Origin of the sequence: Chitinophaga parva (assembly GCF_003071345.1) — a bacterium.
GTDB lineage: Bacteria > Bacteroidota > Bacteroidia > Chitinophagales > Chitinophagaceae > Chitinophaga > Chitinophaga parva.
In genome coordinates, this window is record NZ_QCYK01000001.1 from 297,025 (window position 1) to 311,379 (window position 14,355).

Below are 14,355 nucleotides of genomic sequence, written 5' to 3' on the forward strand. Positions count from 1 at the left end.
ATAGATTTACTGGATTTATTTGCCTTTCAGCAGCATGGTGTACTGGTGTGGATCGTGCAGTACGGTCACGGCTTCCTTCACGTCATTATCCCACGCCAGGCCTCTTTCTATGCGGCCTCGTTGTAAATAGTAACGGCTCACGATCTCTTCTTCCAGCAGGTGCTTGATCTCCGCTTTATTTTTCAGCAGGTCCTGCTTCTTATCGTGCTTCATTTTTGCCTGTAAGGCCTGGTATTCCGCGCTCACCGCATCAAAGTATTTCTCACGGCGGGCCGTGCTGGCAAACGATTCCAGGGCTTCTTCACTACGGGTCTTGTAGCTGTAGTCTTTATTTTCCAGCGACTGCACAAATCCATCAAACTCTTCGTCCGTGAGGGAGAACGTAGCCGGCTGCGGCGCCTGCGGATGAGCGTAATAGTACTGGGTGGCGTAGTCAAAAATGTATTGCCTGCGCAGCAGTGTTACGGCCACCTGGCTCAGGAAAGTAGGCTCCACTTTGTCGTCTGGTTCTATCCCGCCGCCATCGCGCACGGCGCGGCCGCCTTGGGTAGCAAAGCTTTTGCGCAGGGAATCCGGCACAAAGTCTGCCTCCCCGTCTTCATTACGGTGCGAGTAATCGATCGCCTGTATGCAACGTCCACTGGGGGTATAATATTTTGCGGTGGTCACTTTCAGTTTGGTATTGTAGGGCAGGGGGCGCGTAGTTTGCACCAGGCCTTTGCCAAAAGAGCGCTGGCCAATGATCACCCCGCGGTCCAGGTCCTGGATAGAGCCTGCCACGATCTCCGATGCGGAGGCAGAGGAGTGGTTCGTAAGCACGACCAGGGGCATGGTAAGGTCCACGGCCTGGTGCTCTGTTTTGTAATCATGATCCCAGTTCTTGATGCGGCCCCGGGTGCTTACAATGAGGCGGTTCTTGTCAATGAAAATATTGGACACTGCCACCGCTTCTTCCAGCAGGCCGCCGGGATTGCCCCGCAGGTCCAGGATGAGGCCTTTCATACCCGGGTGCGATGCCTTCAGTTTTTCAAAAGCGTCCTGCACCTGGTTGCCCCCGTTCTCGGTGAACTGGCTCATTTTTATCACGCCAATATCACCGGCGGTGATGCCGGAAAAGCTCACCGGCTTCACATTGATCTCTTCCCGGGTGATCTTGCGGGTGTTCTCCTCCCCCGTTACCGGGTTCTTGGTACGCATGTCCAGCACTGTACCAGACGGGCCTTTCAGCAGCTTGCTCACATCGTCCTGCTTCATGCCCCTGGTATCGTGCCCGTCCAGGGAAAGGATGATATCACCGGGTTTTACACCGGCTTTGTACATAGGGCTGCCTTCATACACATCACTGATCACGGTCTTCTCGCTGTCCGTATTGATGGATGCGCCTACCCCGCCGTATTTGCCGGTGGCCATGAATTTCAGTTCGTCCAGGTTCTCTTCGGGAATAAAGTCGGTGTAAGGGTCTGTTTCATCCAGCATGGCATTGATGCCTTTGTACATGAGCTGCTGGGCGGAAAGATCGTCCACGTAATAGGTATTAAGCTCCCGGTAAAATGCCGAAAAAATATCGAGGTTCTTGGAGATCTCAAAGTATTTGTCCTCCCGTCTGAACGAAACCATCAGCGTAAAAAGAAAGATGGCAGCCGTAAAGAACAGGAGTTGGGAACGTTGCAGGAACCTGCGCATGGTATTTAGATTGTTAGATTGATAAATTGCAACTGGACTGCTGTGGTGTTGGTTCAGGGTACCGGATCATAGCCGTGCCCTCCCCACGGGTGGCAGGACAGAATGCGTTTAATGGTCAGGTACCCGCCTTTAAATATACCGTACTTTTTAATGGCAGTGATGCCATAATTAGAGCAGGTGGGGGTGTACCGGCACTTGTTGGCGCCCAGCAGGGGGGAAATACCCCACTGGTATAACTTGATCAGGAAAATAAACGGATATCCCAGCCAGCGGCTCATTTGCTCGGTAAAATGTTAAGAAGTAAAGTTAATGGATAGCGGGGAATGATGAAAGGGGCAACGGGCGATTTTAACATTTTGGTTTGGAACGAGGAGCTTACCGAGGGAGAAGGGTGGCCCACGGCGCCGTTAAGGAGGTGGCCTGCGGTCAATAATACAAGGGGGTCAGGCTTGGCGCCCTCCCCCGGCATTGCCTTCTGTGAGCGCTTTACCCAGGCGCTCAATGGCAAGCCCCATACGTTTGTACAGGTTTTCGTACGGCGCGATCTGCTTGTCTGTGTACACGAAAAAAACGGCCACCTGGAGCTGGTGATCGCGGAGGAGCTGGTAAAGGGCACCTTTCTGGCGGCGCCAGCACTCCCTGCCCAGGCGCTTTACCCGGTTGCGGTCCACCGCATGGGGGAAGTTCCTGGACGATGCTGTAAAGCCCACCTGCACCGGGAAGGCATCCGTGGGCAGGGGCCCTGCGTGGTAAATGATACGGTAGGGAAAAACAGAAAACGCTTTTCCTTCGCGAAAAAGCGTTTCAATGAGTTTTTTGCTCTTTAACCTTTCTTCCCTGGTAAAAGAATAAGTCTTAATGGCAAATAAGTTTATTTTATCCGCTAACGCTTATTTCAGCTTACGTTCGTCGGAAACAGTCAGTTTTTTGCGGCCTTTTGCTCTACGGGAAGCCAATACTTTACGGCCGTTAGCAGTTTCCATTCTCTGTCTGAAGCCATGAACGCTCTTTCTGCGTCTGTTATGCGGTTGAAAAGTACGTTTCATTTTGTTTTTTAGTTTTTACCTGTACTATACTTTAAAAAAGCCCCGTGGGCCACCCGTTTTAAAACGGAAGGCAAAGGTAGGGAGAAAAAATCGAATTGTAAAGACTCATCCCAATAAAAATTTCCGCCCGCCACTTTTCCCCCTGCCGGAGACAAACGAAGCCAGGAGGCTACTCCGCGCAGGAGCGGTGGTTAAACATTGACAGCACTTGTGCCTGCTTGAACCAAGTGAGTTGGCTGGCTAGCCCGTCAGGAAGCGCCCAGCAATTGCCGGGTGTATCTCCCTCCCATATAAAGGTGAGTTCGCTGAGTCGTTCCCAAAAAGAAGAAGCGCCCTGCCAGCTGGCAGGGCGCTTCTTCCTGGAAAATAAGCTTATTTAATGCCCAGTTTCGCTTTTACAGCGGGCATCAGGTCGTCACCAGCAGGAGAAACCAGCAGGATGCCGGAAGAACCGTCGATCACGTAAGTGTAACCTTTTTCTTTGGCAGCATCTTCGATGGCCTTGCGGGCCTTGTCGTAGATAGGTTTCAGCAGCTCAGCACGTTTTGCATCGATCTTCTGCTCAGCAGCCTGGCGGTAATCTTCAATACGTTTCTGTGCGTCCTGGATCTCGCGGGCTTTAATGTCCTTCATGTTATCGGTCATGGAAGCCGCCTTATTGTTGAAATCAGTTGTTTTCGCAGTGTACTCGTCTACCAGGCCTTTACCGTCTTTTTCAAGCTGGTCCTGGAACAGTTGCAGGGAGTCAGAGGCTTTCTTTGCTTCGGGCATTGCTTCAATTACTGCCTGGGCATTGATGTAAGCTACTTTGGATTGTGCTTTCGCAGCAGTGCTGAGCAGGCCCGCAACGGCTACCACAGCAAGCATTGCATACTTCTTCATGATGTGTTGAGTGTTTAAAAAAAGTTGTGTTAGTATTTAAGGGAAAAATGTACTTGCGGGACGGATTTTCAGGTCAGGCAAGGGATGCTGCGTGTTTGACGTGAAAAACGTCCTGCCGGTTTAACCCGCAGGACGCCCTTTCAAAAAAATTATTTTATGCCGAGTTTAACTTTCACATCCTTCATCAGGTCATCGCCGGGAGGCATGGTGAGCAGGATACCGGAAGAGCTGTCAATCACATATGCATACCCTTTTTCCTTGGCCACATCTTCAATAGCCTTGCGGGCCTTGTCGTAGATGGGTTTCAGTACTTCGGATTTTTTGGCATCGATCTTCTGTTCGGCGCTCTGGCGGTAGTCTTCAATGCGTTTCTGTGCGCTCTGGATCTGGGCGGCCTTGGTCTGCTGGATCGCCTGGCTCCATTTAGCTGAAGAGTCCTGGAAGGCCTGGGCCTGGGCCTGATACTCGTCTACCAGGGATTTGCCATCCTTGTCCAGGCTTTCTGCAAAAGCTTGCAGGGTAGCCTGCGCAGTTTTAGTATCCGGCATGGATTCCACCACCTGCTGGGCGTTGATGTAACCGATCTTGCTTTGTGCCATGGCTGTTGCGCTGAACAGGCCAGACAAAGCAACGAGGGCAACACTTACGTACTTCTTCATACTCATGTTTATGTGATAAAAATTCTAGGTTTTACTGTCCTTGCTTTACCCCAAGTGCGGTCAGGATATCCTGGCTTTTATCCAGCTTGGGATCGGAGAAAAGCACGGTTACACCACCGGATTTATCCAGTACAAAATCATACATGTGGGATGCAGCCATTTTCTGCACCGCGTTGTAAATCTTATCCTGTATGGGTTTTACCAGCTCCTCGCGTTTTTTGAAAAGATCTCCCTGGTAGCCAAAACGTTTCTGCTGCAGGGCTTTTGCTTCTTTTTCATGTGCCACGATATCATCCTGGCGTTTTTGTTTCAACTCTTCGGTGAGCATCACCTGCTCCGCCTGGTAGGATTTATACATCTTATCCACCTCCGCAAATTTGGCATCTATCTCCTTCTGCCACTGGTCTGCGATGGCATCCAGTTGCTTCTGGGCGGCTTTATAATCCGGGATCTGGTCCAGGATGTACTTGGTATCGATCACGCAGTAGCGCTGGGCGCTGGCTGCCAGGGCAGACATTACCACCAGGGCAGCGGTGAATAACATTTTTTTCATGCTACGATCAGGTTTAACAGGTCAGGTAAGCAGCTATTCTCACTCCCTCCCCGTTACATTTTGGATAGGGTAGGCAAATGGCGTGCCGCCGAAATTGGATATGCAATATATCAATTTTCCTTACGAATCCAATGTCATTATTCCGGTTCGAAGCCCAGCATAAAGGTGAACTTGGCGGCGTCTTTCAGGCCGGAACCGGGCTGCAGGCGGTCGAAACCAATACCGTAGTCGAAACCGAGCAGACCAAACATAGGCAGGTAAAAGCGCATACCCAGACCGGCAGAACGGCGCAGGCGGAAGGGGTTATAATCTTCCACGGTGCGGTAACCGTTTGCCGCTTCCACGAAGGCCAGACCAAAGATCGTGGAACTTGGGTTGAGGCTCAGCGGGTAGCGCAGCTCCATGATATATTTATTGAATACGGTGAAGCCCTCATAACCGGTAGGCTGGCCGTTTTCCGGGTTTACCTTCGGATCGCTGGTGTAGTACACCGGGTACCCACGCTGGGAAATGATGTCACGGTCATAGATCGCAAAGTTGCTCAGACCATCGCCACCCAGCTCAAAACGGCCAAACGGTGATAATGTTGTGCGGTTATCGTAGCGGCTGATGATACCATATTTAGCTGCAAGGCGCAGTACCAGCATCTTATTGTCAGAGCGCGGCTTGCTCAGCGGCACATACCAGTCTACGTTGAAGCGGTACTTCTGGTATTCGATGAAGCTGAACTGGTCTTTCAGTGACTCCTGGCGGTAATCCTTGCTCGGGTCGAACATGGAGTAGGGCGGCGTCAGCTGGGCAGACAGGGAGAAGCTGGAACCGGAGGTCGGGAAAATGGGCTGGCTCACAGAGCTGCGGGCCAGGGTCAGCTTAATGCTCACGTTGTTTGCCGTACCGTTGTCAAAGCCGGGAATGTTGAAGTAGTTATAGTTCTTCAGCTTATACTGCTGGTAGTTCAGCGCATAGATGAAAGTGAAGTAGTCATCCGGCCATTTCAGGGATTTACCCATGGATACGGATGCACCCAGTACTTTAAAGTAAGCGTTATTGGAAATAGCCTTACCATAGATCGCCGCGGAATATGCGTTCGGGTTCTGGTAGCTGCTGTAGAAGTTCACAGAGAACTGGTTGCGGTGCTTACCGCCCAGCCAAGGCTCGGTGAAGCTGAAGTTGTAAGAGCGGTAAGCCTTACCGTTGGAAGACACGCGCACAGACAGTTTCTGCCCGTCGCCGCTCGGTAAGGGATCCCAGGTCTCTTTATTAAAGATATTACGCAGGGAGAAGTTGTTAAAGGTAACGCCCAGGGTACCGGTGAGGCCAATATAGCCACCCCAGCCCGCAGAAAGCTCCAGCTGGTCGTTTGCCTTTTCTTCTACTTTATAATCGATGTCCACCGTACCATCTTCCAGGTGGGGCACCGGGTTCATTTCAATGTGCTCGGGGTTGAAAAAGCCCAGTGCGGAAATTTCGCGCTGGGAACGCATGAGGTCTGCGCGGCTGAACTTCTCACCGGGGATGGTGCGCAGTTCACGGCGGATCACGTGTTCATTGGTCTTATCGTTACCGGCTATACGTACTTCCTTGATGGTGGCCTGCGGACCTTCGGTCATGCGCAGTTCAAAGTCGATGGTGTCTTTGCGGATGGCGGTTTCCACGGGATCAATGTGGAAGAACAGGTAGCCCTTGTCCATGTACAGGGAGCTGATATCAGCGCCCCCTTCGGGCGACAGCTGCTTACCGATGCGCTTATCCAGCAGTTCCATGTTGTACACATCGCCTTTCTTAATACCCAGCACCTGGTTCAGCAGGGAGTCGGGATAGCGGGTGTTGCCTTTCCAGTTGATATTACCGAAATAGTATTTTTTGCCTTCTTCCACGCGGATGTCCACGTTCAGGTTACCGTTGCGGGTAAAGTAGGTGGTGTCGTCCACGATGGCAGCGTCGCGGTAGCCTTTGCTGTTGTACAGCGCCAGCATCTTGTCTTTGTCGTCCGCGTACTTGTTGTCATTGAACTTGGAAGAGCTGAACAGTTTGAAGCGGAACCAGGGATCCAGTTCCTGGAAGGTGCGGGAGGGTGTGAGGAAGCCCCAGTCCTGCCAGTAAGTATCTTTCAGGTCCGCGGAGTCGATGTAGGCATGCTCCACATCAGGGTGCAGGGTAAAATGGGTCTGCTCCTTGGTGCCCTTCATTTTCTTTTTCAGGGAAGCGTCGGAGAGTACGTCATTGCCTACGATGTTGATGTTCTGGATATGTACTTTCTCACCCTTGCTTACGGTGATGATCAGTTTTACGCTGTTGGTCTGCCGGGGATCGTTCTGTTCCTCAAAAGCCACGCTGATGTTGCGGTAGCCCTTGTCTGCATAGTACCGGCGGATCACGCTGATGGTATTTTGTTTCAGGCTTTCGGTCACCACGCTGCCCTTACGCAGGGAAGCTTTGGTGGTGATCTCGTCTGATTCAGATTTCTTGATACCGTGGAATACAAATTCAGACAGGCGTGGCCGTTCGGTCAGGTCTATTTCCAGCCAGATCTTGTTGCCTTCAATCTTGGTGATGTTGATGGCTACGTTGGCAAAGAGGCGCTGGCTCCAAAGGCTTTGGATGGTTTTGGCAAAGTGGTCGCCGGGCAACACTACCTTATCGCCGGGGGAAATGCCGGCGATAGAAATGAGCAGGGACTTATCCAGGTATTGGGTACCGGACACGGTGATATCTGCGATCTCATACTCTTGTGGGTTTGCGTAAGTAAAGGGAGCTTCAGCAGGGAGGTTGTTAGCAGGAACGGTATCAGTTGCCGGTTTATGGGCTGTCGTATCGTTCTGCTGGGCAGACACACCTATGCTAACGCTGCAACACAAAGCTGTAGCCAGCAGGTGGCTGCTACGAAATAATTTCTTCATTCTGCTGTATTTGTTCACTTGTTTTGCCAAAACGCCTTTCTCTGGTTTGATAATCTAGGAGGGCCTGGTAAAGATGTTCTTTGCGGAAGTCGGGCCAGCGGGTGTTGGTAAAATACAGTTCCGCGTAGGCCAGTTGGTAGAGCAGGAAATTACTGATACGGCATTCACCGCTGGTGCGGATCATGAGCTCCGGATCAGGAATATCCCGGGTGCAGAGGTACTGCTGCCAAATTTGTGGTGTAATAGTGTCGGGATCCAGTTTGCCGGATTTTGCATCCTCGGCCATCTTCTTTGCAGCATTCACAATTTCCCAGCGCGCACTGTAACTGAGGGCCATTACCAGGGTAAGGCCGGTGTTTTGGGCAGTAAGGCTCATCGCCTCATTGAGTTCCGTAATGCATTGGGCCGGGAGCATTTCCATGTCACCGATCACCTGCAGGCGGATATTATTTTTAGACAGGGTGCTCACTTCCTTGCGGATCGTGCTCACCAGCAGCTCCATGATACCATTTACTTCATACACAGGGCGGTCCCAGTTTTCCGTGGAAAACGCGTACAGGGTCAGGTAACCGATGCCCAGTTCTGCACACCCTTCAACAATGGTGCGTACACTTTCCACGCCCTCGTGGTGACCATACAGCCGGTCTTTCCCCCGCTCTTTTGCCCAACGGCCATTGCCATCCATGATGATGGCTATATGACGGGGCAACCGCTGCAAATCCAATTGTTCCTTCAAACTCATGAGTGTGTAAAGCGTATTATACCAGATTTTACTAAAAGTGTGCAAAGATACAAAAATACCCGAATGCCCTCTCTAGCCAACCCCGGCCCCCTCTTTTAACGTACTTTTAACGGAAGAGGCCCGCCGCTTACGGGTTTCATACTACCACGGGATTGGCGGATGCACAATTAGAATCGGCGGAACCCGGAGTTTCCCCGATTAATCACACACAAATAACGATGGGATTTTTAGAATTTACAATGGTAGGAGGTAAATAAAATCGCAATTGTGAATTCCAGGGTGAGATATTGGTCCTTGTCCCGGCTGTTACCCCGCTGGCGCCCGGGATAGCCGATGGGATCGCCATAGGCGCCGGAGCGGTCCTGGAGCTGGTAGGCCACGGAGGGAGACCCGTCTTTATTGGGAGGAAAGGCCGCTGCCGCGGCATAGGTGGAGCTTACGTCGTCCAGGTAATCTGTCTGGGTGAAGCGGTAGAGGCATTCCATTCCCACATTCACCTTTTTGGAAATATTATACTTAAAGCCACCCCCTATCAGGAAAGCCGCGGAGATAAGTCCGTAGGGCTTACGGTCCGGGTACATGGCACTGCCCTGGCCTTCGGTATGCAGGGGTTGCAGGAAATATTTGCGCCCGTCCAGGTAAGCGTAAGGATTAAAGTGGAACATGGCCAGCCCCCCGGTGAGGTAAGGAGAGAACCGGTAAGCCAGGCTGCCCGGCTCAAAACGGAAAAAGTTAAAGTCGCCCTGCAGGGAAAACTCCACCACATCCGTATTGAAACTCAGGTTGCGGCGGTGGTCAAAGTCATTGCGGTTATGCACATCGGAATAGCCCAGTTGCAAAAAACGGAACTGGCCGCGCACCCCGATATAATCGTTCATATAGCGGCGGTAATACACGCCTATGGAGGGTTTGGGGGAATTGAGGTGGAAGTCTGGATTAAGATCCCCGAAGTAATGGGCGCCACCCACGGAAAATCCAAGCTCGCCGGTGTAAGACAACTCATTCTGGGCCTGGGCAGGCATTGCTACAAAAAAACCGGCCGCCAGCAGCAGCCATACCAGGAACCGTCCGGGAGAAAAAGTCGATATACGCATAACTAGTTTACTAAAACGCAGGAAGTGCCGTTTTGGTATTATGGAATAAACAAATGTATATAAATGAATTAAATATTTTATTAATTCATTTGTGAGTGCAGGGTTTTTACCGGTTACCGATCGCATTCCGGGCGTCAATGCCCCACAGCAGCTTATTACGCAGGGTGTGCAGGAAGTTACTGTCGTCCAGGCGGAGCAGGCTAAGGGTGAAATCTTCCCGCTTCACCGCCAGTTGTACCGCGCTGTCTATGATCTCCATGCGGCTGTCCAGGGTACAGATAAACTGGTCACTGCGGCCTTCCACCTCGAAAGAAATAATGTTATTGTCCGGCACCACCAGGGGGCGTACGTTCAGGTTGTGCGGGGCTACAGGGGTGATCACAAAACTGCCTGCTTCGGGAAACACCACCGGGCCACCGCAGCTCAGGGAGTAGCCGGTGCTGCCGGTGGGGGTGCTCACGATCAGGCCATCGGCCCAATAGGTATTGAGGAATTCCCCGTTCAGGTACGTATGGATCTTTACCATCGCGGAGGTATCCTTTTTATGGATAGTAAATTCATTGAGGGCGTACGGCACCTCGCCAAACAGGGGAATATTGGCGTCCAGGTGCAGAAGGCTCCGTTTATCCACCACGTAGGTCCGGTTCAGCAAAGCCTGTACCATGGCGGATATCTCGTCTTTGCCAATGCTGGCCAGGAATCCCAGCCGGCCAAAGTTGATCCCCAGCACAGGGATATTGGTATCGCGCACGTAAGAAAGGGTGTCCAGCAGGGTACCGTCCCCGCCCAGGCTGATGAGAAATTCTATTTTCCCATTCAGGTCACCGGCGCAGGAAAAGGTTTCCAGTTCCTTCTTGTAGGGAAGATAAGGTTTCAGGGTCTGGTAAAACGGTTCAAACACGATGGGCGTGATGGCGTGATTGTCCAACTCCGCCAATAGCAGCAGTACGTTGTCCACTTCTTCTGTAATAAATCCACGGCTGTAAAGCGCAATTTGCATGAGCGTTTTCTTTTGGCAGGCGTTCCTGTCTGGTGTTAATGGCATTCCGCCGCAGGCGAAACACCACCGTTCTACATATCGATCTTTGTGTGTAAAAATAGCCCTTTTTGCCCTAACTGGTTGATGCTGTATTCCACCCGGAGACAGGTATCGTAAAAGGAAACAATGTCCACCCCTGCCCCGGCCGTGTACAGCATGCGGTTATTAAGCATCCCGTTGCCGGGGAATTTGTTGTACACGTAGCCCATGTCGCCATAGGCTTTCAGTAAAATGCGGAAAGGCACCCGGTTAAACTTACCCGGCACAATGGGCAGGTGCACGTTAAAGTTCCACGCTTCATAGCGGAAGGTGCTTTGTGCCAGCGCAAAGCTGGTGCCATCCACCACGTAATATTCCAGGCCACGCAGGAAATCGTCATTATACCCCAGCGCCCTGATGTTGATATAGGGTTGCTGCTCCGGCAGCATGCCCTGGCCGCGCACGCCCAGCGCCCCAAAGGTGCGCCGGCCCAGCTGCCAGTAGCGCACTGCCTTGGCCCTTACCTGCCAGTCACTGATATCGTCCAGGGGAGGAATGCCACGCCGGCTCAGCAAAAACTGGTACTGGCGGCCCCGCAGCGGGTACTTCCAGCTGTCTGCATCAATGTAGGTGAACTGGTAGGCCAGCTCCAGGTAATTTACCCGGCTCCTGCCTTGCCCCAGGTAGCCAGGGTGCTGCGTGGCCACGGAATCGGCCAGGTCTTCATGGTAAAAATTGAGCATCACCTGGTGCCGGGCCCTGATGGCCTTGCGGTAGCTGTATACGATGCCGGCTATGTACTGGTGCTCAATGAAGTCGCGGCTCTTATAAAACAGCTGCTTGTTAAAATCCGTACTGTCATTGATCTCACGGTTACGGCTAAATGAAAAGTTGAACCCCAGCCCGTTATGATAACGCTTGTCGATGTAAGGTAGGTTGTAGGAGAACAGCAGTTTCTGTGTATACCCCAGCTGCACGCCCAGGGAGGCCCGGTCTGCCCGGCCGGTGAGGTTGCTCTGGGTTACCTTGAGGCCCAGGTTCACGCGGTTAAAGGCGTGATGCTCCGCCACCCACCATTGGTTAAAGTTGCGGTCTGCCAGTTTAAAAATGGGAAACGGGATCACGTACCAGCGTTCCAGTACGTCAAACACCAGGTCTGCCTCATTACCGCGCCAGTTCTTCACATTGGCCGTCACATTGAGGAAGAGGGATAAATTCAGCAGTTGCTTGCGCCGGTCTTCCAGCGTGAGGGCCAGGTCGCGGAGGTAGATGGTATCACCGGGCACGGTGCTCAGTTCGCGGAGGATAATGGAGGTACGGGTCTTGATATTGCCCTCGATAATAATGCGGCGTACCACAAGATACCCGGTATCCTTTACCGGCTCCGGGCCAGGCTGGCCATGTACAGCAGCGGCTACCGGCAGCAGTAACAGGAAAAGAAATCGTTGTAGGTTGCGCATTCCCAAAAATATAATTTCCAAAAAACAATTTCCAACATCAGCGGAATTGCTTTGGGGAAACTGGCTTCCTACATGCTCATGTAGTTCATGAAGAGGTCATAGTTCTTCTTGAGCAGGTCTTCTCCTTGTTCTTCGGTGAAGAGGTATTTGATGTTGTAGTTGAAGCGCTCAAAAGTGGCTACCAGCCCGGAAAGTTCCTGGCGGTTGGTTTTCAGCATCACTTCCAGCCGACCGTTGGGGATGGTGAGGGTATTTACGGAAAGGAGGGTCACATCGTTGGATTCCGCGATGCGGGCTATTTCACTGAGGCTGTAATCACGGGGCTCCATGTCCAGGCCTACAATGCCGCCATGCTCTTTCACGCCATTGTAGGCGGCCATGGCCAGCAGCAGGCTGTCGCGGGTGATCACGCCCAGGTAATCACCTTCTTTGGTGATCACGGGCAGTGCGGTCAATTTAAAATCAGAGAAAACCTTGAGGGCATCAAAAAGGTGGGCCTGTTCATTCACCGCAGGTTTGAAGCTGTTGTCTTCTATGGTTTCCAGCAGCATTTCGGGATCTTCCCAATCCATCACATCGTCTTCTTCCACCAGTTGCTGGTATTTGTTATCCACTACCAGGGGCAGTTGCGTGAGGTGAAATTCACCCATCAGCCGCATGGCCTTCGCGCCTGTATCCATCGGATGCAGTACCGGTACTACCGTTGATATAAGTTCCCTGGTCAGCATATCTTATCAGTAACAAAGAATATTCCAAATAAGGACCTTGGTGGTGATCCCTTGCCTCTACCTAAAATTAACGATCATTCCTGTAATAAAGATGTACCGTTCGTGTAATATCAAACGGCTGCTATGCCATGGCATTCCCGCACGCTGACCGTGTTATTTGAGCTTTTGCAGGAATGCGCCCAGGATCTGGTTAAATTCTCCCGGCACTTCCATCATGGGCGCGTGGCCGCATTTGTCAATGAAGTGCAGTTCTGAATTGGGCAGCAGTTTATGGAACTCTTCGCCTACCATGGGCGGTGTAATAGTATCATTCCTTCCCCAGATCAGGCATACCGGCAAGGTCAGGGTGCTGAGCTCTTCGCCCAGGTTGTGCCGGATGGCGGATTTGGCCAGGGCGATCACCTTGATAACTTTAAGGCGGTTGCCCACTATTTCAAACACTTCATCCACCAGCTCTTTGGTAGCCATGGCCGGATCGTAGAAAGTGAGTTCTGTTTTCTTGCGGATGTATTCGTAATCACCTCTTTTCGGGTAGGTTTCGCCCATGCCATTTTCAAACAGGCCGGAGCTGCCGGTGAGAATCAGTGATTTTGTGGGAATTTCCGGGTGCTTGAGCAGGTACACCAGCGCCACGTGGCCGCCCAGTGAGTTGCCCAGCAGGTGGAGATTGGTGTAGCCCTGGGTTTCGATGAACTTATGCACAAACTTAGCCAGCCCGCCTACCGTAGTATCGAGGATATTCAGATCAAATAAGGGCAATAAAGGCACCACTACTTTATGGGTGCTGCGGAAATGCTCAATGAGGTCCTGGAAGTTACTCAAGGCCCCGAACAATCCATGCAGCAGTACCAGCGGCTCTCCTTCACCTTCTTCTATATAACTAAACTTCCCTTTTGTTTTGATTTCGTAATCCATTGCCAAAGCTTGAAGTCAATTTTGTGCTAAAATAAATCTTTTTATTAATTCAAATACCCTTTGAATTGAACACGATATATAAAATTAATGTAACCTGTGTCCTTTCATTTCAGGAGGCATCCGGCTGCAGTTGCCGGTCGCGGATGTGGTGGGCCGCATTGTCGAAAAAGTGCTCCAGTTGTGCAAAAGCGTCTTTGAACACCGGTAACAGCCTGCCCAGCAGGTCTATCACCCAAGGTCCCCAGCCGGCAATCCAGGGATATACCACGGATTGCATTTTAGTGGCAGGGCTCAGCAGGTACAGCTGGTTAGCGATCCACAACAGCACACTATACGCGATGGTATACACGCCTACATACAACACAATGCCACCCAAACGGTCTACCCAGCCCAGCATGGCCAGTTGCACCACCTTTTGCAGCGCCGTGGCACCCAGCCGCACCAGCAACACCACCCCGATGAACAGGGCTATGTAACAGGCTACCGGCACCCAGCGGGCATGTACATCCCAATGCTGCTGCACGTACAAAGCGGCTACCGCAGAGAGTTTCAGTGCGGCTGCCATACCCAGTATCACAGCCAGGAAAGAAAACACCGCTACAATGAGGCCTCTGGTGAAACCTTTATAAACAGCAATAACCAGGATGATCGCAAAAATGATGTCAATGGTCATAA

Annotated in this window: 15 protein-coding genes; all 15 read right to left on the reverse strand. The window is 51.7% G+C overall.

The window, feature by feature from the left end; all coding sequences use genetic code 11:
- Positions 1 to 15: 15 nt before the first annotated feature.
- The 15 genes from DCC81_RS01275 to DCC81_RS01345 all read right to left on the reverse strand — a co-directional run bounded on the left by DCC81_RS01275 (position 16) and on the right by DCC81_RS01345 (position 14,353).
- On the reverse strand, positions 16 to 1,683 hold the full coding sequence (locus DCC81_RS01275; protein ID WP_108684782.1) for a S41 family peptidase: 1,668 nt from the start codon (positions 1,681 to 1,683) through the stop codon (positions 16 to 18).
- Between the two features lie 53 nt (positions 1,684 to 1,736).
- On the reverse strand, positions 1,737 to 1,961 hold the full coding sequence (gene yidD / locus DCC81_RS01280; protein ID WP_108684783.1) for a membrane protein insertion efficiency factor YidD: 225 nt from the start codon (positions 1,959 to 1,961) through the stop codon (positions 1,737 to 1,739).
- A 165-nt stretch (positions 1,962 to 2,126) separates the two neighbouring features.
- Positions 2,127 to 2,558, reverse strand: coding sequence for a ribonuclease P protein component (locus DCC81_RS01285; protein WP_108684784.1), 432 nt, complete (start codon positions 2,556 to 2,558; stop codon positions 2,127 to 2,129).
- Between the two features lie 15 nt (positions 2,559 to 2,573).
- Positions 2,574 to 2,729 carry a 50S ribosomal protein L34 gene (gene rpmH, locus DCC81_RS01290; RefSeq protein ID WP_108684785.1) on the reverse strand — a complete coding sequence of 52 codons (156 nt, stop codon included), beginning with the start codon at positions 2,727 to 2,729 and terminating at the stop codon, positions 2,574 to 2,576.
- Between the two features lie 372 nt (positions 2,730 to 3,101).
- Complete coding sequence (locus tag DCC81_RS01295; RefSeq protein ID WP_108684786.1) at positions 3,102 to 3,611, reverse strand: OmpH family outer membrane protein; 510 nt, start codon at positions 3,609 to 3,611, stop codon at positions 3,102 to 3,104.
- Positions 3,612 to 3,760: 149 nt separating this feature from the next.
- On the reverse strand, positions 3,761 to 4,270 hold the full coding sequence (locus DCC81_RS01300; protein ID WP_165806391.1) for an OmpH family outer membrane protein: 510 nt from the start codon (positions 4,268 to 4,270) through the stop codon (positions 3,761 to 3,763).
- Positions 4,271 to 4,301: 31 nt separating this feature from the next.
- Positions 4,302 to 4,823 (reverse strand): OmpH family outer membrane protein, encoded by a 522-nt coding sequence (locus DCC81_RS01305; RefSeq protein ID WP_108684788.1) that lies wholly within the window; start codon positions 4,821 to 4,823, stop codon positions 4,302 to 4,304.
- Between the two features lie 137 nt (positions 4,824 to 4,960).
- Complete coding sequence (locus DCC81_RS01310; RefSeq protein WP_108684789.1) at positions 4,961 to 7,723, reverse strand: BamA/OMP85 family outer membrane protein; 2,763 nt, start codon at positions 7,721 to 7,723, stop codon at positions 4,961 to 4,963.
- Positions 7,704 to 8,465, reverse strand: a complete 762-nt coding sequence (locus tag DCC81_RS01315; protein WP_108684790.1) for an isoprenyl transferase — start codon at positions 8,463 to 8,465, stop codon at positions 7,704 to 7,706. The genes DCC81_RS01310 and DCC81_RS01315 overlap by 20 nt, the downstream gene beginning before the upstream one ends.
- Positions 8,466 to 8,692: 227 nt before the next feature.
- Positions 8,693 to 9,559, reverse strand: coding sequence for a type IX secretion system protein PorG (gene porG, locus DCC81_RS01320; RefSeq protein ID WP_108684791.1), 867 nt, complete (start codon positions 9,557 to 9,559; stop codon positions 8,693 to 8,695).
- Positions 9,560 to 9,665: 106 nt separating this feature from the next.
- On the reverse strand, positions 9,666 to 10,559 hold the full coding sequence (locus DCC81_RS01325) for an NAD kinase (RefSeq protein ID WP_108686432.1): 894 nt from the start codon (positions 10,557 to 10,559) through the stop codon (positions 9,666 to 9,668).
- Positions 10,560 to 10,630: 71 nt separating this feature from the next.
- Positions 10,631 to 12,037, reverse strand: a complete 1,407-nt coding sequence (locus tag DCC81_RS01330) for a POTRA domain-containing protein (RefSeq protein WP_108684792.1) — start codon at positions 12,035 to 12,037, stop codon at positions 10,631 to 10,633.
- A 68-nt stretch (positions 12,038 to 12,105) separates the two neighbouring features.
- Positions 12,106 to 12,765, reverse strand: a complete 660-nt coding sequence (locus tag DCC81_RS01335; RefSeq protein WP_108684793.1) for a CBS domain-containing protein — start codon at positions 12,763 to 12,765, stop codon at positions 12,106 to 12,108.
- A 153-nt stretch (positions 12,766 to 12,918) separates the two neighbouring features.
- Positions 12,919 to 13,680, reverse strand: a complete 762-nt coding sequence (locus tag DCC81_RS01340; RefSeq protein WP_108684794.1) for an alpha/beta fold hydrolase — start codon at positions 13,678 to 13,680, stop codon at positions 12,919 to 12,921.
- Positions 13,681 to 13,789: 109 nt separating this feature from the next.
- Positions 13,790 to 14,353 (reverse strand): CvpA family protein, encoded by a 564-nt coding sequence (locus tag DCC81_RS01345; protein ID WP_108684795.1) that lies wholly within the window; start codon positions 14,351 to 14,353, stop codon positions 13,790 to 13,792.
- Positions 14,354 to 14,355: the final 2 nt, after the last annotated feature.

What these genes read in the sequence shown, in the direction of transcription:
- DCC81_RS01275 (WP_108684782.1), bottom strand. Translation starts at nt 1,683, where the DNA reads ATGCGCAGGTTCCTGCAACGTTCCCAACTCCTGTTCTTTACGGCTGCC.
- yidD (WP_108684783.1), bottom strand. Translation starts at nt 1,961, where the DNA reads ATGAGCCGCTGGCTGGGATATCCGTTTATTTTCCTGATCAAGTTATAC.
- rpmH (WP_108684785.1), bottom strand. Translation starts at nt 2,729, where the DNA reads ATGAAACGTACTTTTCAACCGCATAACAGACGCAGAAAGAGCGTTCAT.
- DCC81_RS01295 (WP_108684786.1), bottom strand. Translation starts at nt 3,611, where the DNA reads ATGAAGAAGTATGCAATGCTTGCTGTGGTAGCCGTTGCGGGCCTGCTC.
- DCC81_RS01300 (WP_165806391.1), bottom strand. Translation starts at nt 4,270, where the DNA reads ATGAAGAAGTACGTAAGTGTTGCCCTCGTTGCTTTGTCTGGCCTGTTC.
- DCC81_RS01305 (WP_108684788.1), bottom strand. Translation starts at nt 4,823, where the DNA reads ATGAAAAAAATGTTATTCACCGCTGCCCTGGTGGTAATGTCTGCCCTG.
- DCC81_RS01310 (WP_108684789.1), bottom strand. Translation starts at nt 7,723, where the DNA reads ATGAAGAAATTATTTCGTAGCAGCCACCTGCTGGCTACAGCTTTGTGT.
- DCC81_RS01315 (WP_108684790.1), bottom strand. Translation starts at nt 8,465, where the DNA reads ATGAGTTTGAAGGAACAATTGGATTTGCAGCGGTTGCCCCGTCATATA.
- porG (WP_108684791.1), bottom strand. Translation starts at nt 9,559, where the DNA reads ATGCGTATATCGACTTTTTCTCCCGGACGGTTCCTGGTATGGCTGCTG.
- DCC81_RS01325 (WP_108686432.1), bottom strand. Translation starts at nt 10,559, where the DNA reads ATGCAAATTGCGCTTTACAGCCGTGGATTTATTACAGAAGAAGTGGAC.
- DCC81_RS01330 (WP_108684792.1), bottom strand. Translation starts at nt 12,037, where the DNA reads ATGCGCAACCTACAACGATTTCTTTTCCTGTTACTGCTGCCGGTAGCC.
- DCC81_RS01335 (WP_108684793.1), bottom strand. Translation starts at nt 12,765, where the DNA reads ATGCTGACCAGGGAACTTATATCAACGGTAGTACCGGTACTGCATCCG.
- DCC81_RS01340 (WP_108684794.1), bottom strand. Translation starts at nt 13,680, where the DNA reads ATGGATTACGAAATCAAAACAAAAGGGAAGTTTAGTTATATAGAAGAA.
- DCC81_RS01345 (WP_108684795.1), bottom strand. Translation starts at nt 14,353, where the DNA reads ATGACCATTGACATCATTTTTGCGATCATCCTGGTTATTGCTGTTTAT.